18 protein-coding genes are annotated in these 21,031 nt (G+C 60.9%); 10 read left to right on the forward strand and 8 right to left on the reverse strand.

The annotated features are described in order from the left end of the window. Position 1: 1 nt before the first annotated feature. Positions 2 to 535, reverse strand: a complete 534-nt coding sequence (locus HMPREF2781_RS00090) for a PH domain-containing protein (protein WP_070643325.1) — start codon at positions 533 to 535, stop codon at positions 2 to 4. Between the two features lie 315 nt (positions 536 to 850). Between HMPREF2781_RS00090 and HMPREF2781_RS00095 the strand changes: the two genes are divergently transcribed. The 10 genes from HMPREF2781_RS00095 to HMPREF2781_RS00140 all read left to right on the forward strand — a co-directional run bounded on the left by HMPREF2781_RS00095 (position 851) and on the right by HMPREF2781_RS00140 (position 13,361). After that, positions 851 to 2,671: an acetolactate synthase large subunit gene (locus HMPREF2781_RS00095; protein ID WP_070643328.1), complete on the forward strand. Its 1,821-nt coding sequence runs from the start codon at positions 851 to 853 to the stop codon at positions 2,669 to 2,671. Positions 2,672 to 2,676: 5 nt separating this feature from the next. Continuing rightward, a complete protein-coding gene (gene ilvN / locus HMPREF2781_RS00100) occupies positions 2,677 to 3,192 on the forward strand; it encodes an acetolactate synthase small subunit (protein WP_010186907.1) in 516 nt (171 codons plus the stop codon). 111 nt (positions 3,193 to 3,303) lie between these two features. Further along, positions 3,304 to 4,317, forward strand: a complete 1,014-nt coding sequence (gene ilvC, locus HMPREF2781_RS00105; RefSeq protein WP_070643330.1) for a ketol-acid reductoisomerase — start codon at positions 3,304 to 3,306, stop codon at positions 4,315 to 4,317. A gap of 118 nt (positions 4,318 to 4,435) precedes the next feature. Beyond that, positions 4,436 to 6,229 (forward strand): GmrSD restriction endonuclease domain-containing protein, encoded by a 1,794-nt coding sequence (locus HMPREF2781_RS00110; protein WP_070643333.1) that lies wholly within the window; start codon positions 4,436 to 4,438, stop codon positions 6,227 to 6,229. 106 nt (positions 6,230 to 6,335) lie between these two features. Continuing rightward, positions 6,336 to 7,142, forward strand: a complete 807-nt coding sequence (locus HMPREF2781_RS00115) for a hypothetical protein (protein ID WP_246821740.1) — start codon at positions 6,336 to 6,338, stop codon at positions 7,140 to 7,142. Positions 7,143 to 7,186: 44 nt separating this feature from the next. Continuing rightward, positions 7,187 to 8,773, forward strand: coding sequence for a phosphoglycerate dehydrogenase (gene serA, locus HMPREF2781_RS00120; protein ID WP_070447626.1), 1,587 nt, complete (start codon positions 7,187 to 7,189; stop codon positions 8,771 to 8,773). A 136-nt stretch (positions 8,774 to 8,909) separates the two neighbouring features. After that, positions 8,910 to 9,929 carry a 3-isopropylmalate dehydrogenase gene (locus tag HMPREF2781_RS00125; protein ID WP_070643336.1) on the forward strand — a complete coding sequence of 340 codons (1,020 nt, stop codon included), beginning with the start codon at positions 8,910 to 8,912 and terminating at the stop codon, positions 9,927 to 9,929. Between the two features lie 17 nt (positions 9,930 to 9,946). Continuing rightward, positions 9,947 to 11,815, forward strand: coding sequence for a DUF294 nucleotidyltransferase-like domain-containing protein (locus HMPREF2781_RS00130; protein WP_070643339.1), 1,869 nt, complete (start codon positions 9,947 to 9,949; stop codon positions 11,813 to 11,815). Continuing rightward, positions 11,816 to 12,433 carry an exonuclease domain-containing protein gene (locus HMPREF2781_RS00135; protein ID WP_070643341.1) on the forward strand — a complete coding sequence of 206 codons (618 nt, stop codon included), beginning with the start codon at positions 11,816 to 11,818 and terminating at the stop codon, positions 12,431 to 12,433. It begins immediately after the preceding gene. 118 nt (positions 12,434 to 12,551) lie between these two features. Continuing rightward, positions 12,552 to 13,361 (forward strand): fumarylacetoacetate hydrolase family protein, encoded by an 810-nt coding sequence (locus tag HMPREF2781_RS00140; protein WP_210384600.1) that lies wholly within the window; start codon positions 12,552 to 12,554, stop codon positions 13,359 to 13,361. A gap of 8 nt (positions 13,362 to 13,369) precedes the next feature. Here HMPREF2781_RS00140 and HMPREF2781_RS00145 read toward each other — a convergent pair whose 3' ends face one another. The 7 genes from HMPREF2781_RS00145 to HMPREF2781_RS00175 form a co-directional block, all read right to left on the reverse strand. After that, the gene (locus tag HMPREF2781_RS00145) at positions 13,370 to 14,473 is read right to left on the reverse strand and encodes an isochorismate synthase (RefSeq protein WP_070447609.1); all 1,104 of its coding nucleotides are present in this window, start codon (positions 14,471 to 14,473) and stop codon (positions 13,370 to 13,372) included. An 80-nt stretch (positions 14,474 to 14,553) separates the two neighbouring features. Beyond that, entirely contained in the window at positions 14,554 to 15,897 is a 1,344-nt protein-coding gene (locus tag HMPREF2781_RS00150; RefSeq protein ID WP_070643344.1) for a choice-of-anchor M domain-containing protein, read from the reverse strand. Then, positions 15,894 to 16,790: an anchored repeat-type ABC transporter permease subunit gene (locus tag HMPREF2781_RS00155; RefSeq protein ID WP_070643347.1), complete on the reverse strand. Its 897-nt coding sequence runs from the start codon at positions 16,788 to 16,790 to the stop codon at positions 15,894 to 15,896. Before HMPREF2781_RS00155 ends, HMPREF2781_RS00150 begins: the two co-directional genes overlap by 4 nt. Further along, the gene (locus HMPREF2781_RS00160; protein WP_070643350.1) at positions 16,787 to 17,515 is read right to left on the reverse strand and encodes an anchored repeat-type ABC transporter ATP-binding subunit; all 729 of its coding nucleotides are present in this window, start codon (positions 17,513 to 17,515) and stop codon (positions 16,787 to 16,789) included. Before HMPREF2781_RS00160 ends, HMPREF2781_RS00155 begins: the two co-directional genes overlap by 4 nt. Beyond that, on the reverse strand, positions 17,508 to 18,407 hold the full coding sequence (locus tag HMPREF2781_RS00165) for a choice-of-anchor M domain-containing protein (protein WP_070643352.1): 900 nt from the start codon (positions 18,405 to 18,407) through the stop codon (positions 17,508 to 17,510). Before HMPREF2781_RS00165 ends, HMPREF2781_RS00160 begins: the two co-directional genes overlap by 8 nt. Then, a complete protein-coding gene (locus tag HMPREF2781_RS00170; RefSeq protein ID WP_070643355.1) occupies positions 18,400 to 19,899 on the reverse strand; it encodes an anchored repeat ABC transporter, substrate-binding protein in 1,500 nt (499 codons plus the stop codon). Before HMPREF2781_RS00170 ends, HMPREF2781_RS00165 begins: the two co-directional genes overlap by 8 nt. Beyond that, the gene (locus tag HMPREF2781_RS00175) at positions 19,899 to 21,017 is read right to left on the reverse strand and encodes a choice-of-anchor M domain-containing protein (RefSeq protein WP_070643357.1); all 1,119 of its coding nucleotides are present in this window, start codon (positions 21,015 to 21,017) and stop codon (positions 19,899 to 19,901) included. The genes HMPREF2781_RS00170 and HMPREF2781_RS00175 overlap by 1 nt, the downstream gene beginning before the upstream one ends. Between the last annotated feature and the right edge of the window lie 14 nt (positions 21,018 to 21,031).

A 21,031-nucleotide genomic window follows, 5' to 3' on the forward strand; every position in this document is an offset into this window, starting at 1 on the left:
GTTAATCCTTCAGTTCGGGGTGTTTCTCGAGGTACTCGGCGTATTCCTCCTTGGTGAGGAGGATCTGTTGGCCATCGCGGTGGACGATGACCACCTTGTCATCGGCGGCGTCACGGCCAGCGCTCAGGGCGTCGGGGATGCGCCCATTGGAAGCGGCAGCGAGGCGGGGGAGGGAGTTGAAAGTCACTCCCGGCAGGTTGAGGTTGTTGCCACTGCTGGTGCGGGCATAGGCTTTCGAGCGCTGGAAACCGATTCCTTGGAAGTCTTTCCACTCGATGTGCTTGGGGCCGCGGAAGCCATAGGTGATGTGGATGCCCGTGCTGTCCACGGTGGTGCGGGCCCGCAGGACCCACCAGATGGCCAGCACGGGGAAGATGAGAATCCAGAAGAGGTACTTCGGGGCCCAGCCAATGCTGAGGAAAGCGATGGCGGCGAGGATGCCGATGCCGAGGAGGTGTTCGCGAGTGGGCTTGAACGTTTCGGCCGTGGGGTGTTCGGCGCGAGAAGATGCGTTCTGCGGGTGTGAGGACGTCATAGTGGGTCATCGTAATTGACAATATGGCGCGGTGGCGAACCGCCCCACCTGTGGAATCTCGCTAAATGAGAAATAAATCCCAAAAATGGGGGTAAAGGCCTGCGGTGGCGTTTCTATCAGTGTACAGTTTATCCCATGATCATTATTCGACTTCACCTCGTAGTAGTACCCGGGCGGCGCGAGCCGTAGCGAGTCCGCTAGTGACGTCGACCAGCATGCGCCCCCGTTACCTTCACACCCAGGAAGGAAAGACGGGGGCGTTATTCGTTGGATGATCTCTCCGATATCCACCCCCACTAAAGGAGCACACCAACCGTGACAGCTTCCACACCGCCACAGCGGGCGCCCGAGCGCATCACGGGCGCACACGCCATTGTCCGTACCCTCGAAGATTTGGGCACCGAGCTGGTCTTCGGCATTCCGGGCGGCGCCGTGCTTCCGCTGTACGACGCCCTGTTTGAATCCACGAAGCTGCGCCACGTGCTCACCCGCCACGAGCAGGGAGCTGGCCATGCAGCAGAAGGCTATGCGCAGGCATCCGGAAAGGTCGGCGTCATGATTGCTACCTCCGGTCCAGGTGCCACCAACCTGGTGACCCCGCTGGCGGATGCAAACCTGGACTCCGTGCCCGTCGTGGCTATTACCGGACAGGTCGGCAGTTCGTTGTTGGGCACCGACGCCTTCCAAGAGGCTGATATCCGCGGTGTGACCATGCCGATTACGAAGCATAACTTCATCGTCACCAAGGCAGAGGACATCCCGGGGGCTATTGCTGCCGCCTTCCACCTGGCTTCCACCGGACGGCCGGGCCCAGTTCTCGTGGATATCCCGAAGGATGTCCAGAACGCCCTGATGGAGTACTCCGGCCCTGTGATGCCGGACCTGCCGGGTTATAAGCCCACCACGACCCCGCACCCGCGCCAGATTACGCAGGCTGTTCAGCGCATTGCTCGCGCAGAGCGTCCGGTGCTCTATGTTGGTGGCGGCGTCATCAAGGCAGGTGCCTCCCGCGAGCTGCGCGAGTTTGCTGAGCTGACCGGCATCCCGGTGGTGACCACCCTCATGGCGCTCGGTGCTTTTCCGGATAACCACCCGCAACACATGGGTATGCCCGGCATGCACGGAACGGTACCGGCCGTCGCCGCGCTCCAGCGCGCTGACCTCATTATCGCCGTGGGCGCGCGCTTCGATGACCGCGTGACCGGTGATACCGACACCTTCGCTCCCCATGCCGAGGTTATTCACGCAGATATCGACCCGGCCGAGATTGGCAAGATCCGTGAGGTAGCTGTCCCCATCGTGGGCGATGCCCGCGAGGTGCTTCTGCGCCTGACAAAGGCTTATGCCAATGATGCGGAGCTGGATGCCCCGCGAATTGGCCCGTGGATGGAGTACCTGGGAGACCTGCAGAGCCGCTTCCCGCGCGGTTTCGAGCCGACAGCAGACGGCCTGCTCAATCCGCAAGAGGTTATTCAGCAACTCAGCGCAATCGTGGGCCCGGAGGCGATCTACTGCGCGGGTGTGGGCCAGCACCAGATGTGGTCGGCCCAGTTTCTTGACTTCGAGCACCCACGCAGCTGGATCAACTCCGGTGGCGCCGGCACGATGGGCTATGCAGTGCCCGCAGCGCTCGGCGCCAAGGCTGCCTGCCCGGAGCGTGAAGTCTGGGCAATTGACGGTGATGGCTGCTTCCAGATGACTAACCAGGAGCTCACCACCGCTGCGGTGGAAGGGTTCCCCATCAAGGTGGCTGTCATTAATAACGGAAACTTGGGCATGGTGCGCCAGTGGCAGACGCTCTTCTATGAGAATAAGTACTCCCATACCAAGCTGCGTGAGCACGATGAGTACGTCCCGGACTTCGTCAAGCTCAGCGAGGCCCTGGGCTGCGAATCCATTCGCGTCACCACCGCGGAAGAGATTGGCCCAGCGATTGAACGAGCGCGCTCAATCACTGACCGTCCAGTGGTCATTGACTTCATCGTGGGCCAAGATGCCCAGGTGTGGCCAATGATTGGCGGCGGCGCCTCCAATGAGGAAATCCAATACGCCCTTGGTCTGCGCCCGCTGTTTGATGAAAATGAGTCCGCGGCCGAGGAACCGGCCGACATCCACGAATCCCTCGAGGAGGCCTAAGAGTAATGGCTAAAGACGATATCACTCGCCACATCCTGTCCGTGCGTGTCCAGGATATTGAGGGCATCATTTCCCGTGTGACCGGTATGTTCACTCGCCGTGGTTATAACCTCATCTCGCTGGTCTCCGCGCGGACTGAAACCGAGGGAATCAACCGCCTGACCATCGTTGTGGACGCCTCCGAGGTTGTCATCGAGCAGGTGACAAAGCAGCTCAACAAGATTGTTCCGGTGCTCAAGGTGGTGGAGCTGGAAGAGGAAAACACCATTGCCCGCGCCATCATGCTGGTCAAGGTGGCTGCGGATAACTCGAACCGCCCCCAGGTGGTCGATGCGGTGAACATCTTCCGTGCCCGCATCGTGGATGTATCGCCGGAGTCCGTGGTGGTGGAGGCCACCGGAACGCCCGGCAAGCTGCAGGCGCTTCTCGATGTCCTCGAGCCCTTCGGCATTCGCGAACTGGTGCAGTCCGGAAATGTCGCGCTGGGTCGTGGCCCGAAGGCGATGGCACCGAGCAAATAAAAAATCTCACAATGTGGGCGGACTGTCCCAAAGTGTGATACAAATTCAATAGGCAGAGTTACTACTGGATGAGTAGTGCTCACGAACCCAAAGAGAAAAGGAACATCAAACATGGCTATTGAGACTCTGTACGATTCCGATGCAGACCTGACCATCATCCAGGGCCGCAAGGTCGCCATCATTGGCTATGGCTCCCAGGGCCACGCCCACGCAATGAACCTGCGTGACTCCGGCGTTGAGGTCGCCATCGGCCTGCGCGAAGGCTCCAAGTCTCGCGAGAAGGCAGAGGAGGCTGGCTTCAAGGTTCTCACCAATGCTGAGGCTGCCAAGTGGGCTGATGTCATCATGCTGCTGGCGCCGGATACCTCTCAGGCTGCCATCTTCACCGAGGACATCGAGCCGAACCTGGAGGACGGCAACGCACTGTTCTTCGGCCACGGCCTCAACATCCACTTCGGTCTGATCAAGCCGGCGGAGAACATCACCATCGGTATGGTCGCTCCGAAGGGGCCGGGCCACCTGGTTCGCCGCCAGTTCGTTGACGGAAAGGGCGTTCCTTGCCTGATTGCCACCGAACAGGATCCGAAGGGCGAGGGACGCGAACTGACCCTGTCCTACGCCGCAGCCATCGGCGGTGCCCGCGCCGGCGTTATCCCGACCACCTTCAAGGATGAGACTGAGACCGACCTCTTTGGTGAGCAGGCCGTCCTGTGTGGCGGCGTGGAGTACCTGATCATGAACGGCTTCGAGGTCCTTACCGAGGCTGGCTACGAGCCGGAGATGGCCTACTTTGAGGTCTGCCACGAGCTGAAGCTCATTGTTGATCTCATCGTTGAGGGTGGCATCAAGAACATGAACTACTCCTGTTCTGACACCGCGGAGTTCGGCGGCTACCTTTCTGGACCGCGTGTCATCGACTCTTCCGTGAAGGAGCGTATGAAGGATGTCCTGACCGATATTCAGGACGGCACCTTTGTCAAGCGCCTCGTTGCCAACGTTGAGGGTGGCAACAAGGAGCTCGAGGATCTGCGCGCCAAGGTGAACTCCCACCCGATCGAGCAGACTGGCTCCCAGCTGCGCGATCTCATGAGCTGGGTAAAGAATCCGCTGGACGCAACTGCCTAAACCGCGTTTATCTGAAGATTCCCGTTGGCCTGTGTGCAGTGGTCAACGGGAATCTTTTGTTTTGTGATGTTCGCGCACAAACGGGCACATTCCCACATCCGAGAGTAGGGTTGAGGCCATGGGTTTCTCTACGCCAAGCTATGACCTTAATGACCTCTTCGCCCGCATCGATCGCGGTGATATTCAGCTTCCCGATTTCCAGCGCTCCTATTCCTGGGACGAGGACCGCATCCGATCGTTGATCGTCACTGTCCTGCGCGGCTACCCGCTCGGCGCATTTATGGCCTTGGATACCCGCAACGAGGCTATGCGCTTTCGGCCGCGGCCGCTCGCAGGTGCGCCCAATACCGGGGTAAACCCCGGTCTGCTTCTGCTCGATGGTCAGCAGAGGTTGACCACTCTGTACCACTGCTTCCGTGGCGAGGGTTTTGTCGATACCACTGATTTTCGTTCCAAGAAGGTTTCCCGCAAGTACTTTGTAGACTTGCATAAGGCGACCTCCGAGGACATCATGCCGGATGAGGCCGTCTTCGCTATCAACCAACACGGCGAGCTGCGCTCCCACTTCGCGCCAGAGCTCGAGTCTTCTTTGAACAGCCGTGAGGCCGCCGTGGAAGCATGCTGCATTCCCGTCTCCGCGCTCCTGAGCGAGGAGGGCACTAGCATGCTCTTCGAGCTCGCGGCAGCTAATGACGGCGCCAATCGCGATGTTGTTGCTGCCTTCAACAACCGGATTCTGCGCCCCCTGTCCGGCTACACTGTGCCGATGATCCGTCTTTCTCGTGAGACTGCGAGCGCTGGCATTGGCTCCATCTTCGCGCAGGTGAACTCGGCTGGTTTGCAGATGGATGTCTTCGATCTCCTCACCGCAGTCTTTGCCTCCGAGGACCCGGACTTTCACCTGGCGGAGGATTGGGCGGCCGTCGAGAAGCAGCTGCGTGCCTTCCGAGCGCTCGACGGAATTGGCCGTAATGAGTTCTTGTCGGCAGTGTCTTTGCTGGTGTCGGGGGAGAAGGGCAACGCTGGCGGCCAGCGCGAGGATATCCTGCAGCTCTCGTTGTCGGAGTACCGCAAGGCTTCGCAAACCCTAGTGATTACTTTCCGTGAGGTGGCTGAATTCTTAGCTGAGCGCTGCATCCTATCTTTGGAGCAGGTGCCCTATTCCGAGCAGATCATTCCGCTGGCGGTGATCTTGGCACGTCTGGCGGAGAAGAAGGGCGTGCTGTCGAGCCAGGAATCCTGGGACCGCCTCAACCAGTGGTTCTGGAGCGGCGTCTTTGGTGAGCTCTACGGCTCGTCGGCCGTGAAGCTACGTGCCGCACGCGATGTCGACGAGGTCACCGCATGGGTTGCAGGCGACACCGAGGATGTTCCGAAGACCGTCCGTGATGCCTCCTTCCGCGAGTCCCGCCTGTTGTCGGTAGGAGAGCACGACGGAGTGTGGCACGGCCTGTACGCCCTGCTCATGGCTCGTGGCGCAAAGGACTGGCGTACGGGCCGTCCGTTTAGTCGCCATAGCTTTGAGGAACTGCAGCCGGGCTTCTTTCCCGTCTTCCCACTTCGCTGGTGCGAGCGCCACGGCGTCAGCGGCGTGCTGGCAAACTCCGTGCTGAACCGCACTCCGATGGGCAAACGCACCGAGGTTGTCATCGATGGGCATTCGCCCGAGCGCTACCTGCCGCGCGTGCAGTCGAAATCGATCATGGAGGATGCTGAGTTCGATAGCGTGCTGGCCTCCCACGAACTGGAACCAGAGCTGCTGACCGCAAAGACTGTGCACCAGTTCTTTGCTGACCGCCGCGAGCGCTTCGTTGGCATCGTTGAATACGCGCTGAACAAAAAGGTAGTGCGTGACGTGGACGAGGCGAATCTCTCTGGTGGCGAGGAGGGGCCGCAGGCCTTTGCTCGTTAAGGTTCCATTTCTACGTGGGCTAAAGGCCGTCTCCGCGGCGCTACTGCTGGGCATGACCGCTCTGGGAGCCGTAGGGTGCTCATCGCTGGGACGCGGTGAGCCCCTCTTGACTCAAGACATCACCGCTCTCCCTGAGTCTGAGATTGATCTGGCTCGCGCGAGCGAGGAAAACCGCCTGCGGCTCATTGATCCTCAATTCGCCGATGAAGTCACCGTTGTTGGGGACCGTTGGGGAATCGATTCGGCACGTTTATTTTTCAAGGAGAGCAATTCGCTGATCCTCGCCGAGGAGACGGATGCTGCGGCCTTGCGCGCAGCGACGTTGAGCGTGTCGCAGCGCGTTCCCATGGTGACCTACGACGATTTGATTCGCCCGCAGATTTCACAACTGCTCAATGACCTTGATGTTGACCGAATCCTGGTTATCGGCAACGTCCCGTGGGCTAGCCAGAGCGGGCAACTCGAGGTCATCCACGACCCAGGAAACACCAAGGCGTTGGGGGAGTACACCGCTTTTCGTTTTGATTCCAAAGTAGTGATGAACCGTGAGCGCATGGTTGATAACATCGCGCGCTTGGATTCCTCTACGAAAACGGAGCTCAAGGCCGCGTGGGAGCCGCTGCCGCAGCAGCTTACCAAGGAGAAGATGCCGGCGATTCCCGCGCAAGCGCGCCGTGATGCGCAGATGGCACCGGTAATAGTGGCGACGAAAGATAGCCCCTTAGCCAATGTGGTGAATGCCACCGCATATGGCGGTACGGTGTTCGTGATGGAGGACCCGGATCCGACGGCGACGAAGGCCGGCGCGGCGATTACAGCTGGACTATCAGACGGGCCGATCGTGGCCCTTGGTCCGGAATTCGGTTCAGTGACAGAATTCACGCATAAAATCACTCAGGGCTGGAAAGAATAAACTACACTTCTCGGCATCTCCAATTCTGACTAGTAAAGGAAGTTATGTCGAAGCCGGTCGTTCTTATCGCCGATAAGCTTGCAGAATCCACCGTCGATGCTCTCGGGGACACCGTCGAGGTCCGCTGGGTAGATGGTCCAAATCGTGCGGAGCTGCTCGCCGCGGTGCCGGAGGCTGACGCCCTCCTCGTCCGCTCCGCCACGACTGTGGATGCGGAGGTGCTGGCCGCTGCGGAGAACCTCAAGATTGTGGGCCGCGCTGGTGTCGGTTTGGACAATGTTGATATCCCCGCTGCCACCGAGCGCGGCGTCATGGTTGTCAACGCGCCGACCTCCAACATTCACTCCGCGTGTGAGCAGGCCATCGCGCTGCTTCTAGCCACCGCCCGCCAGGTGCCGGCAGCAGATCAATCTCTGCGTCAGGGGGAGTGGAAGCGTTCCTCCTTCAAGGGCGTCGAGATCTATGGCAAGACCATCGGCATCGTCGGCTTCGGCCACATCGGCCAGCTCTTCGCACAGCGTTTGCTGGCTTTTGAAACCACCGTCATTGCCTATGACCCTTATGCCAACCCGGCTCGCGCAGCAGCGCTGGGTGTAGAGCTGGTGAGCCTTGAGGATCTCATGTCCCGCTCTGATTTCGTGACCATTCACCTGCCTAAGACGCCGGAGACCGCCGGCATGTTTGATGCTGAGCTCTTGGCTAAGGCCAAGAAGGGTCAGATTATTATCAACGCCGCCCGCGGTGGCTTGGTTGATGAGGCAGCGCTGGCAGAGTCCATCAAGTCGGGCCACCACCGCGGCGCGGGCTTCGACGTGTATGCTTCCGAGCCCTGCACCGACTCCCCACTCTTCGAGCTGCCGCAGGTAACCGTGTCTCCGCACCTTGGTGCTTCCACGGTAGAGGCGCAGGACCGTGCGGGTACCGACGTCGCCGCATCCGTGTTGAAGGCGCTGGCCGGTGAGTTCGTGGCCGACGCTGTCAATGTTGAAGGCGGCAAGGTCGGCGAGGAGGTATCCGGTTGGCTGGATCTGACGCGGAAGCTTGGTCTCGTTGCCGGAAACCTCCTGGGTGCAGCGCCCGTCGCCATCGAGGTGGAGGCGTGTGGTGAGTTGGCCAATGAAGAAGTCTCAGCGCTTGGTTTGTCTGCCGTTCGCGGCGTGTTCTCCGGCGTGGTTTCGGAGACCGTTACTTTTGTCAACGCCATGAAGATCGCCGAAAGCCGCGGCGTGACCGTGGATGTTAAGACCAACGTGGAGTCGAAGGGCCACCGCTCTTCAGTGCGCGTGAAGGTCATCGGCCCGAACGGTCTGGTTTCCCAGCTCACCGGTGCCTTGACTGGTATCGATGGTGTGGAGAAGATTGTCCGCATCAACGGCCGTGGCGTCGACATGCGCGCTACCGGCCGCAACCTCTTCTTCTCCTACAAGGATGCCCCGGGTGCCCTGGGAACCGTGGGCACCAAGCTGGGCGCTGCTGGAATCAACATCGTGGCTGCCGCCCTGACCCAGGGTAAGGAAGCCTCCGATGCTGTGCTCATCCTGCGCGTCGAACGTGAGGTGCCGGAGGAGCTGGTCGAGGACATCAACGCGGCGCTGGGTGCTACCTGCCGCCAGCTCGACTTGGACGCATAGCCCACAGCGCTAAGCTGTTTCGCAACAGCCCCCGTGAAGGATCCACCGTGGTTCTTCACGGGGGTTTCTCCGTCGCCGAAGTGTGGAGAGTGGTACGCTCACATGTATCCAATATGTGAGAAAGGAATCCCACAAAATGAAACTAGCAGTGATTGGTGGCGACGGCATTGGTCCTGAGGTAACCGCGGAGGCATTGAAGGTCCTGCGCGCGGTTCGCCAGGATATCGAGGTCACTGACTATGACCTCGGTGCTAGGCGCTACCTGCGCAACGGGGAGCTGCTTACCGACGCCGACCTGGCATCCCTGCGCGAGCACGACGCCATCCTGCTCGGTGCGATTGGCGCACCCGGTGAGGTTCCGCCTGGTGTCTTGGAGCGCGGCCTGCTGCTGAAGATGCGTTTCGCCCTCGACCATCACGTTAACCTGCGCCCCTCCAAGCTGTACCCAACGTCCACCTCGCCGCTGGCGAACCCGGGTGATATTGATTTCGTCGTCGTGCGCGAAGGCACCGAAGGTCTGTACTGCGGTAACGGCGGCACGCTGCGCGAGGGAACCGAACACGAGGTGGCCTCAGAGGTTTCGCAGAACACGCGCTTCGGCGTTGAACGCGTGGTGCGTGATGCCTTCCAGCGCGCAATGGGCCGCCGCAAGCACGTGACTTTGGTGCACAAGACCAATGTCCTTGTTAATGCCGGCGGACTCTGGCAGCGTACGGTGGACGAGGTGGCGAAGGAATTCCCTGAGGTTAGCGTGGACTACAACCACATCGATGCCGCAACCATCTACATGGTCACCGACCCTGCGCGCTATGACGTCATCGTTACTGACAACCTCTTTGGTGACATCCTGACTGACTTGGCGGGCGCGGTCACCGGAGGTATCGGCTTGGCCGCCTCCGGAAATATTGATGCCTCCGGGGCTAATCCCTCCATGTTTGAGCCGGTCCACGGTTCTGCACCGGACATTGCGGGCAAGGGGATTGCGGATCCCACCGCGGCGATCTTGTCCGCGGCGATGCTGCTGCGCCACCTCGGAGACGAGGACAACGCCGTGCGCATCGAAGAGGCCGTGGCGGCCGATGTTTCCGCCCGCGGAGAAGCACAGGCGCGTACCACTGAAATTGGTGATCGAATCGCCGCCGCGCTCAGTGCTTAGCGCTGTATGGTTGGCGCATGAGCGTCGAAATAGACGAGGTCACTAGCTTCCTCGCCCAGCATGAGCCTTTCTCCCGTCTGCCGGAGGAAGAGCTCACCGCCCTGTCCTCACAGCTGAGCATGATCTACCTGCGTCGCGGGGATATTCCCATAAAGATGGGGGAAGAGAATGCTCATCTCCACATCATCCGCACCGGTGCGATTGATGTGGTGGGAGAGGAAGGCGTGTTACTGGACCGCCGCGAATCTGGCCTTACCTTTGGCTACTCCACACTGCAGGGAGAGCCGGTCTCTGCCTATGAGATGGTCGCGGTGGAAGACAGCCTTGTCTTCACCCTCCCGCAGGAGGCCTTTAGCCAACTCGCGGAGCGCAACCCTGACATCGCGCGTTTCTTTTCAGCGCAGTCCCGCCAGATCCGAGCAGCAGCGCGGGAGCTCACCGAATCCGCACCAACAGACGTGCTCCGCACGCCGCTGAGGGAGCTCATTCGGACTGACGTGTTGACGACGCCAGCCGCAACTACCATCCGCGAAGCTGCTCTGCTGATGACAGAGCATGGCGTTTCTTCGTTACTCGTCGTGAAAGCGGGCCCGGAGTCAGACAAGCGTCTCACCGGAATCCTTACCGACCGCGATTTGCGAACCCGGGTACTCGCCGCCCAGCGCGACCCTGCCGAGCCGGTAGGGGCGATCATGACGCCGCAGCCCCTCACAGTATCGGCAGATGCCCCGGCCATGGAAGCCCTGCTGCACATGGCCGAGCGCCGAATCCACCATTTGCCGGTGGTCAAAGAAGGCACCCTGCAGGGGATAGTGACACAGTCGGACGTTACCCGGCTGCTGCACAATGATCCGGTCTACCTCGCTGCGGATCTTTCACGGCGCTCCAGTGTTGCAGAGCTGAATGGTGCCTTCAATGAGGCCACGCGCCTAGCCGGGCTCTTCGTGGAACGCGGCTCCACACCGGCGGAAGCCTCGAGCCTGGTCACGCTTGCCGCCGATGCTATGGCACGACGCTTGTGCACGCTGGCGGAGGAGGAGCTCGGTCCTCCGCCTGTGGAGTATGCCTTCGTGGCCGTGGGCTCGCAGGGAAGGCGAGAGATGGCGCTGGCCTCGGACCAGGATAATGCGCTTGTCCTCGCGGATGATTTCGATGCCGCTGCGCATGGGGAGTACTTTGCGCGGCTTAGTTCCTTTGTGTGCCAGGGCTTAGCCGACGCCGGGCAGATCCTGTGCCCTGGGGACATGATGGCCATGACCAATCAGTGGCGGATGACGCGCTCCCAATGGATCGATACCTTCCGTCGGTGGATTCGAGACCCTCAACCGGAGGCGCTGCTCAACGCGCAAATCTTCTTCGACTTCCGGGTTCTCTATGGAAGCGAGGCGCTGGGCCGGGAAGTTCACACTGCGGCCGTGGAAATGGGACAAGGGGCAACGCGCTTGCACGCCCACCTAGCTAGCTTGGCCGCGCGCCGTGAGCCACCGCTGACCTTCTTCCGGGGGCTTGTGGTGGAGCGCGATGGCGACTACGAAAACACCCTCGATATCAAAAAGGGCGGAACAGCGGGCATCGTGCAGATGGCCCGTCTCTTCGCCCTGGCCTCCGGTTCCACCGTGGTGGACACGCGCCAACGGCTCAGGGAAGCAGCGGGTAGTACGGTGAGCCGACAGGGTGCACAGGAGCTTCTCGACGCCTTCGACTACCTGCGTTCCCTGTCCTTCCAGCATCAAGCCCGCCAGCTGCGGGAGGGCCAGCAGCCGGATTATCACATCGACCCCAAGGGCCTCGGCCGCATGGAGCGAGAGCACCTGCGCGATGCTTTCCGTGCCATCAAGTCGATGCAGAATGCGTTGGCCACGAAGTATCCGGTGAGGAATATCTAGATGTGGAGCCCCTGGAGACGGCGTGCGGATTGGGGCGCGCCAGGACGAGGCACCCCGCTCGATGAACTGGATTTGCTTGCCGTAGACATGGAGACCACGAGCCTAGACCCGCGAAAAGGAAAGATTGTCTCCATTGGCTGGGTGCCGGTTAACGGGGGAGTCATCGACTTATCTGGTGCCGGCTATACCGTGGTGCGCGGCGCGCAGGTGGCCGAGGATGCACATGTCCACCTGCTGACGCAGGAGGTCATTGATGCCGGCGAGGAGCTAAGTATCGCGGTGACGCAATTGCGCCAAGCTCTGCAGGGACGCGCACTACTCGCGCATTTCGCGGCCTTGGAGGTGGGGTTTATTGAAGCTGCCTCCCGTGCGGTCTTTGGGGAGCGCCCGCGACTGAGCGTGGTTGATACTTTTGCGCTCGAGCGGCGCCACATGGAGCGCATGGGAACCTACCCGCGCGGAGAAGATTTGCGCCTGCCCCGCGTGCGCGCGCGTTATGGTCTACCGCGTTATGGAAGCCACAATGCGCTCAGTGATGCCTTGGCCTGTGCTGAGTTATACCTTGCGCAGCGGGGACACACACGGGCGGTGACCTTAGGGGACGTCGCCCAGCGCTAGGCCTGTGCGAAGGTGCTCGCCGCGGAACTTGATGCCAGTAGAAGCATTGCAATCTTTGCAACCTTTACTCAAGACCCCTGATCGCGAGTTAAAAATCCTTGCGAGTAGTATGGCCGTTATGCGTTTAGGACGAATTGCTCACACCGAAGGTATCTGTTTCGCCATCATTGATGGCCCCGCCGACGCCCCGCTTGACCAGCTGGTGGCGAAGGAAATTTCCGGCACACCGTTTACCCCACCGGAGCCGACTGGCCGTGAGTGGCCGCTGAGTGAAGTACGCCTGCTGGCGCCGACCCTGCCCACCAAGGTCGTAGCTCTGGGCCGCAACTACGCCGACCACGTGGCGGAAGTCTTCAAGGAATCCGCGGAGCACCTGCCGCCGACGATCTTTATCAAGCCCTCCACCTCGGTCATCGGCCCCGGTGCACCCATCAAGATTCCGGAGTTCGCTACCAACGTTGAGTTCGAGGGCGAGCTCGCCGTGGTGATCTCCAAGGTGTCAAAGAATATTGATCCAGAGAAGTGGCGCGATCACGTCGTCGGCTACACGATCTGTAACGATGTTTCTTCGCGTGACCTGCAGTTCCAGGATGGCCAGTGGGCACGTGCGAAGGGCATCGATACCTTCTGCCCGCTGGGCCCGTGGATTGAGACGGACTTGGACTGCATCAATCTCGATAATCAGAAGATTAACGCCTACCTCACCCACGAGGGCAAGCGAGAGCAGAAGCAGGATTCCAATACGGATCAGATGATTGTGAAGATGGGTGACATCATCGCTGAGATCTCGCAGTCCTACACGCTGCTGCCGGGTGATGTCATCACGACGGGTTCCCCGGCTGGCACGGCGCCGATGGTGCCGGGCGATACCATCGAAGTTGAGATCCCCGGCGTGGGTAGCCTGAAGAACCCGATCGAGCGAGCCTAAAAGCTGCTTTAGAGGTTGAGCGCGCGCAAAATGGTGCGCAGCTTAGCCGTGGTTTCCTGAAGCTCGGCCGTCGGGTCGGAATCCACGACGATTCCTCCGCCAGCCCACGCGCGGGCGGAGAGGCCATCGCCGGCCACCTCGGCGCAGCGGATGGCTACCATGTATTCGCCGTCGCCGGAATCATCGCACCAGCCGACCGCGCCGGCGTAGAAGCCGCGGTCGGTTTCAGCGGTTTCGATAAGCGCTTGTGCGGCCTCAGTGGGGGTGCCACAAATAGCAGGGGTGGGGTAGACCAGCTCGGCCAACTCGAGGGCAGTAATGCTCGAATCCTTAAGGGTTCCCGCGATCGGCGTTCCCAGATGCCACATCTCATTGGTGGAGGTCAGCTGCGGAGACGTGGGGGCATCGAGGGTCTCGCACAGAGGCTGCAGAATCCGGCGGATATGGTCCACCACGAAGGCGTGTTCGCGCAGGTCCTTTGCCGAGTTGTGGAGGTCTTGGCCCGCTTTGATATCGCGTGCCTTATCAGCCTGGCGGGGTGCGGAGCCGGCTAGGGGGAAAGCTGTAACCGTTGATCCCTGCTTCTTGACCAGCACTTCTGGGGAGGAGCCGACGAACATTGCGCCAGGGCGTCCAGCCGGAGTGAGGTCGGCGATAAAGCCATCGCGGTGGGAGGATAAATCAATGAGCCGCGCGGCGACGAGGAGCGGATCCACAGGGGCATTGAACTCGATGTCGACGGCGCGTGCAAGCACCACCTTATCCAGTTTGGAGGCCTCGATCGTGGCAATGGCCGCCTCGATGCGGCGCAGGTGCTCCTCCGGCTCTGGGTCAAACCCAGTCACGCGCGCGTTGAGCGTACCGCTGCGGTAATACGCGTGTGGTTCGAGTGGCCCGTCCTCGCGGATGATGCTGCGCGGCACGGTCAGTGCCGCTGGGTCACCCTTGTGGAAGGGCAGCGCGCCGACAACCATGGGTGCCGTGCCGGCACGCAGAGCAGCTACGGCAGCGTCAACATCGCTGAAGGTGGCCACTGATCCTTGGGTACGCACAGACCCCGTCGCGCGGGACAGGAGGAAGTCAGGGGCGGTAGAGGGTCTGTTTTCACACATAAGGAATAACTCTAGTTGTTTGCTGCGCTAGTGCCGAAACCAGATCCCCCTCCTTACAGGCTGTGCGCATGGCGGTAGTGCTAGTCGCGCTTGCGCGGGCGGAAGAATTGCACGGCGATGAAAAGCCCAATTCCTAGCAGCAGGGCCAGCGAACCCATGCCCGCCAGAAAGCCCGCCCAGAAGCCCACCATCGGGGCTCCATAGCTCGTAGCCTGGATGTTTCCGCCGTCAGCATACTGTTCTGGCGCGTCAGATGCCGGGCGTTGTGCCGCTGCTTCTTTCCTGGCATTCCTTTCGCGGTTGGACGCGGCGCTGCGCGTCGAGTCCTTGGCGTCGGCGGACGACGTGCTGCGCGAGGACCCACGCTGTGCCGAATCTCTCGGTTCTTGTGCAGTGTGGGCTGTAGCGTTGGGGGCCGGGTTGCGGCCTTGCGCGGTCGCAGAGCTGGGAGCGCTTGGCTCTTTCGACCCTGTTTCTTTCTGTGGTTTCGTGTCCTTCCGCGCGCTGGCCCGTGTGGAGCGCTCTGAGTTCTTTTCCTCCTTCGCATTCTTCGCATCGGAGGGTTTCCCGCCGTTGAAGAAGGTATCGGCCTCTTTGAAGGTCTTGTCCATCGTCTTATCTAACTGCGCAATGGACTTGGAAGTGTCATTAATGTCCTTGGCCAGCTGCTGAGGGCGGTTTTTCGGGCTTCCCGAGCCACCGCTGCCACCTTCGCCCGAGCCCCACTCCAGCTGGCAAAGCTCAGAGGTGTCCGCGCCACCTACCAAGAAAGGCACATCAATAGAGTGCTCGGAGCCATCGTTGAGGGTGAAGGTAAAAGTGGCAGCATAGGCGCCCGGCTCGCTAAAGATGATCCCGGTGTGACTGTGGAAATGATCAGGATAGTCCCACGTGATATCCGGGTTCTCGGAGTCAAAAAGCACGGTCGGGTCAGCACCCACGGAGTTCTGGAAGCCCACCATACGTCCGCCTTCCGGGCCGCTGTGTAGCGTTAAGGATAAAGTGGCATCGGCCGCAGTGGCCTCGTCGAGGTAGCTGGTGTTGAACCCCACCCAGGGGATATTCGGATCTTGGGTTTGGGGGATTTGCCAACCACTCGATGGAATATCGCTGCCCGCTGATTCATCGAAAGCGGCGTTGCTGCCTACTTCTACGTAGAACTCCCCAGAGGCATAGTCCTCACCGGATTCATCATCGCGGGCTATAAAGGACAGGTCCCCGGAGTCACCGACCAAAGCGAGGTCTTGGTGTCCGCGGCTGAAGGCGTGGAGGGAGTCAGCATCACAGGAAGTGTCGCTCGCTTGCTCGGCCGCGAGGGCGGGCGGTGCAGCGTGAACGAGCATCGGGGAGCTCAGCGCTAGAGCAGCGGTTGCGGTCAAGGCGAGGGGACGGTAGATCATGCGTGTCATTGGGAGAATGTTCATGCGGACAAGGTCTCCTTTGGGGTGTGTGATGTCGAGGCGGATGCGGAAGCGCGGCGGGAGTGCATGAGAGGGGAGAGCACCCATGCCACGAGGAAACAGGCGGTAAGGAGTAGAACGATGGTGGCACCGGCGGGAAGGTCAATGGCCCATGCCAGGTAGATTCCGAAGAAGCTACCCAAGGAGCCGATCGCCGCGGCTGCGAACATCATCGAGCCCAGCGAGTCACAGAGCAGGCGGGCGGTCGCGGCTGGGGTGATAAGCAGCGCGAGGACGAGGACGTTGCCGATGGTGCCTACGGAGATAACCACTGCGCCCGTAACACAGAGGTAGAGCACGATGTCCAGAGCAAAGACAGGAAGACCCATTGCGCGGGCGGTTTCCTTGTCCAAGCAGGTGGCGGTGAGCTGGGGGCCAAGGAGAAGAACCGTGGCCACGATGAGCACCGTGACGGTGAACGCGGTGTAGAGGTCCGCGCGGGAGACACCCGTGAGCGAGCCAAAGAGAAAGCTGGTGAGCGAGGCTGTATAGCCGTCTACTCGGGAGATGATCACCATGCCGAGGGCGAAGGCGGCGGCAAAGAAGATTCCGATGACGGAATCCTCGCGCACGGTGCGCCGCTGGGAGAAGCATGCGATGAGCACCGCGACGGTGCAGCCCGCCACGGCGCCGCCCAGCAAGACTGAGCCTTGGAGCACGAAGGCAATGGCCAGCCCCGGGAAGACCGCGTGGGAAACAGCATCACCGATGAAAGACATGCCGCGCAGCACGACATAGCATCCCACCACGCCGCACACGATGGCAGCGAGGATAGAAATTCCCACCGCACGCGCCAGGAAGTCCAAGTGTGGGTTGGTGAGATCCTGGAAGAATTCGATGAGTGAAATGTCGATCATGCTGCCACCCCAATCGCAGAAAGCAGCGGAGAAGAAGCTGCGACCCCGAACGTGTCGCTCCAGGGCTGCGAGGTCATGCGCAGCGTTTCCGCTGGACCATCCGCGATGATTCCCCGGTTAAACAGCACGAGCCGCGAGCAAGAATGCGCGGCCTCCGAGAGGTTGTGCGTGGACATGACAACGCTGGTGCCATCGGCGGTGAGTTTGTCAAAGAGAAGTAGGAGCTCTTCAGTGTTGGGGGCGTCGAGGCCGGTAAATGGTTCGTCGAGAAGCAGTACCTCAGGCTCGCAGGCTAAGGCCCGGGCGATGAGTACACGCTGACGTTGGCCACCGGACAACTGCGCGATGGGGCGTCGTGCGAATTCCTCCAAGTTGGTGAGCTCGATGGCCCGGCGGGCGGCCTGTTTATCAGCACGTCCCGGACGACGGAACCAACCCACAAGTCCGGTGCGTCCGCTCAGCACAGCGTTGGACACGCTGATGGGGAAGTCCCATTCCACGTCGTGGCGCTGCGGGACATACCCCAGCGAGGTGCCCACGTCGATGGTCCCAGTGAAGGGGACGAGACCCAAGATGGCGCGCATCAGCGTGGTTTTGCCCGCGCCGTTGGGGCCGAGGAGCCCGATGAACTCGCCGGGGTGAACGGACAGGTTAGCGGCGTCGATGACCCTGCGGCCGGAGAGCGAAACGGACAGGTCCTTGGCTGCAATGAGGGGGCTAGTCACGCTGGCCGCCCTTCGCACGCACGACGGCGATAATGGCACCGATAAGAACGAGGACGCCCACGCCGGCCAGTGCCCAGATCCATACCGGCACGGATGCCGAGGGAGAACTTGGATCGGTAGAGGATTCAGCGTTCGGATCCCATTCTGTTGCCTGAGCTTGTGCGACATCCGTTTCATCACCTACAGCAAAGGTCAACGTAGCCTCGGCGGCTACCTCGCTGCCGGCGCTTTCGCCCGCGCCTTCGCCGCTCATGCGGACCCGCACCTGGTGGATGCCGGGCTCAGTGAACACCCAATTGGCGTGGGTATGCGTGCCCAAGTCGACCCAGAAGCCTTCTGAGTTCCCGGTGGCGGTGGACCATAGCAACTGTGGTTCCTCGAAGCCGCCGTTCTGCAAGAAGAGGGAGAATTCACCTGGTCCTTGGTGCCCGAGGAACTCCATAGTGACTCCTCTCTCAACGTTCGCTTCTAGAGAGGGGGCCTGGGTATTCCAACCTAGCCACGGCACATCAGCCTGCTCCGTTTGTGGAACGACCCAAACCTGCGAACCGGGCTCGGCGCCGACGAAGGAGAAAGCCTTGTCCTCAGGCAGGGTTAGCAGGGCGTTGTCGCCCACCTGGAAGACCATATCGTCGGGTTGACGCCACACGGGTGTTTCGGCCGAATCGTCACGGGCGAGGAACTCTGCGTGGCCTTCATTAAGCAGCAGGCCTAGGTCGACGTGGCCGTGATCGATGGCGGCAGCAGTTCCTGGTGCCGCCACCTCTTCGTCGGAGCTGACAACTTGAGCCAGATCCCCGGCCCAGGCGGCGGAGGGCGCGAAGGCCAGCGCTGCGGCGCTCAGTGCTGCCGCAAGCGGCATAGTGAAAGTTCGGATGGTGCGATTAGACATGAGATTCCTTTGTTGTGCTGCCAAGGCAGCGGTTGAGTGAGTGTGCATTGAAACGCATTAGATCGAGATACGTCGGTACGGCGTCATCGAGGGTGTCACCGTAAATGGGGCACACCGCCACCCCGAGGGAATCGGCGGCCTCCCTAATGACGTCTGCACTGGCTTGTTGGGTCGGTTCCACGAACACCGCGGGAAGCTGGAGGTTTTCCAAGGTGCGGCGCAGCGCGATGACATCGCGCGGCGAGGGCTCGATGGCCGGGTTGGGGCTAACGAAACCCGCGATATCAATGCCGTAGCCTTGCTCCAGGTAGGCGTATCCGTGGTGGGGTGTGACGAGGTGGCGGTTGTGCTCAGGAATGGCAGAGATGAGCTGACGAACCTCTGCATCGACGGCTCGCAGTTGTGCGATGTAGTCCTGTGCGCGAGCACGGTAGTCCGTGCCGTGCGAGGGATCCGTTTGCGCAAGTTGCTCAGCGATAACCTCGGTAAAGCTGATGACATTGGCGGCGTTATGCCACAGATGTGGGTCTACTTCGCCGTGAATGTGCTTGCCCAAGACAGCTTGGGGCAGGAGATAGGTCTCATCCCCGGGCCGGCCCAAGAAACGGTAGGAGGGATCCGGCGGTATCTGTTGGAGAGCGGAATTCGGGATGCTGAGCACCGTGGTGTTCGGATCAAAACGCTCGCCTTGATCCTCCAAGTCGAGTTTTCCTGTAGCCATGTCCGCGGTGATATCGACGTGACCTGCATCGAGCGCGTGCATCCCCTCAGGTGCGCTTACGCCCACCGCCACTGTGAACTCCTGTGGCGAACTATCTGTTGCACCGAAGCTCAGCCGGTAAATTCCGGGCTTGTTGAAAGCCCAGGAGACGTGCGTGTGAGCATTAGCCGGCAGCGTCGTGGAATCGTTGTGCTGGTCAATCCCTTCAGCGCTGTTAAAGAGCGGCTCAGGTGTACCGAATGTAGAGACTACGTAGGCCGCGACATCGCCGGGGCCTTCCACATCGAGCAGACGCATGTCGACGCTCGTGGTACCTGGGGCTGCGTTGCGCACACGCAATCCCAGCCATACCGCATCGAGGGTAACGTTTTCTACCAAGGGGACGAGCTTCGCGCCGTGGGTGGATGCTTGGTCCGCCACTTCAGTGACGGGCACATCCGATGACTCCCGCAAGGACTTCAGCAGGCTTTGCGGCTCGAGGAGAAAACCATTGGACAGCAATACGTCGGCGTTAGCGATATCGCGCACCGAGCGCAGGCTCGGCTCAAAGGTATGTGGATCCTTTCCCGCAGGAATCAGCGTGGTCACTGTGGCATCCTCACCTGCTACGTGCTTGGCGACGTCCCCCAGTATCGGCGTCGTCGCCACCACCTTCACCTTCCCATCGTCTCCGCTGGCGGAGCTCGCGCAGCCACTCACCATGGACGCGCCGAGAAAGATGGCGGAAAGAAGCGCGGTGTACTGCGTCCGAGTGCGAACCTTCAGTGGCATTAGTCGCGGCCCTTCATGAGCGCGAGGCGCGCCAGCGCCAGGCCCAGCACAAGCATGCCCAGGCCGAGGATTCCGATGCCCCACGGCAGCAGGTTTTGCCCGCTGTCGTAGTAGCCGGCCGCAGCGACGGTGTCCACATTCTCCCCGTCCGCGGCTTCGGCGGATCGGCGAGAAGGCTTGCGCTCTTTCCTTTCTCCGCGCTCTTTACGCTCCTTGCTGCTTGCCTGTTGCTTCGCGTTCCTGGTTCCGCCTGCGGATGCCGCACGGCGGGTACCGCCTCCAGCGTTTCCACCTCCCGGGCGTGTTCCGGAGGAAGAGGATGCCGGTTGCTTAGGGGAGGCGTCGCTCAGCTCTGCCTCGTGGTTGTCTTCGGTACCGTCATCCCCATGATCGGTGCTGGTTTCCCCGTCCCCGGACTCCTGGGGTGCTGAGTCACCATCACCGACATCCCAGGTATAGGTGACCTGATTACTCGTATCGCCGTTGGATTCCGCTTGGACAGTCATGGTGTAGATACCAGGTTCACTAAAAGCCCAGTTAACGTGGCGATGCGCCGGGTACGCCTGGTTGATGACGTCACCAGAAACGAGATCGAGCTCACCGGCATCGGTGACCGGTTGGATATCGCCGAAGCCAGCCGTTTCGAAGATAAAGACGTCACCAGGCCCAGTGACCTCGACGAATTCGAAGTTAACGTCTTTGTAGCCAGCAGATTGTGCCGCTTGGGTATCCCAACCCGGCCAGAGCAGCGAGCTGTCTTGGGTTTGGGGGAGGTAATACGTGGGTATACCAATGCCGTCGATGCGCTCGGTCGCCTCGCTCCATGCTTCTTCTGCGACTTTGAGGATGACATCGTTGCCGGGCCGGAGAACACCACTGCCGGTGACATCCTCCTTCATCGACAAGGTCAGTTGACCGCCCGGCGCGGAGACATAAAAGGCATCGACATGTCCGGAATCGATGAGCTCGCTGTCGGCGCGGGCTGGCGCAGGATAGCCAAGGACGGCCACAAGCATCGCCACGGCAACGGTGAACGTGAATACGGCGGCGCTGGTTTTCTGCAGTGCACTGCTCTGGCGCAAGTTCAAGCGCTGAGCAGCGGGTGGTGTGGAGTGCAATCCAGTGTGTCCTT

The organism is Corynebacterium sp. HMSC062A03 (assembly GCF_001811145.1).
GTDB lineage: Bacteria > Actinomycetota > Actinomycetes > Mycobacteriales > Mycobacteriaceae > Corynebacterium > Corynebacterium aurimucosum.

Coding starts and splice junctions, on each gene's coding strand:
- HMPREF2781_RS00090 (WP_070643325.1), bottom strand. CDS start 535: ATGACGTCCTCACACCCGCAGAACGCATCTTCTCGCGCCGAACACCCC.
- ilvN (WP_010186907.1), top strand. CDS start 2,677: ATGGCTAAAGACGATATCACTCGCCACATCCTGTCCGTGCGTGTCCAG.
- ilvC (WP_070643330.1), top strand. CDS start 3,304: ATGGCTATTGAGACTCTGTACGATTCCGATGCAGACCTGACCATCATC.
- HMPREF2781_RS00110 (WP_070643333.1), top strand. CDS start 4,436: ATGGGTTTCTCTACGCCAAGCTATGACCTTAATGACCTCTTCGCCCGC.
- serA (WP_070447626.1), top strand. CDS start 7,187: ATGTCGAAGCCGGTCGTTCTTATCGCCGATAAGCTTGCAGAATCCACC.
- HMPREF2781_RS00125 (WP_070643336.1), top strand. CDS start 8,910: ATGAAACTAGCAGTGATTGGTGGCGACGGCATTGGTCCTGAGGTAACC.
- HMPREF2781_RS00130 (WP_070643339.1), top strand. CDS start 9,947: ATGAGCGTCGAAATAGACGAGGTCACTAGCTTCCTCGCCCAGCATGAG.
- HMPREF2781_RS00135 (WP_070643341.1), top strand. CDS start 11,816: ATGTGGAGCCCCTGGAGACGGCGTGCGGATTGGGGCGCGCCAGGACGA.
- HMPREF2781_RS00140 (WP_210384600.1), top strand. CDS start 12,552: ATGCGTTTAGGACGAATTGCTCACACCGAAGGTATCTGTTTCGCCATC.
- HMPREF2781_RS00145 (WP_070447609.1), bottom strand. CDS start 14,473: ATGTGTGAAAACAGACCCTCTACCGCCCCTGACTTCCTCCTGTCCCGC.
- HMPREF2781_RS00150 (WP_070643344.1), bottom strand. CDS start 15,897: ATGAACATTCTCCCAATGACACGCATGATCTACCGTCCCCTCGCCTTG.
- HMPREF2781_RS00155 (WP_070643347.1), bottom strand. CDS start 16,790: ATGATCGACATTTCACTCATCGAATTCTTCCAGGATCTCACCAACCCA.
- HMPREF2781_RS00165 (WP_070643352.1), bottom strand. CDS start 18,407: ATGTCTAATCGCACCATCCGAACTTTCACTATGCCGCTTGCGGCAGCA.
- HMPREF2781_RS00170 (WP_070643355.1), bottom strand. CDS start 19,899: ATGCCACTGAAGGTTCGCACTCGGACGCAGTACACCGCGCTTCTTTCC.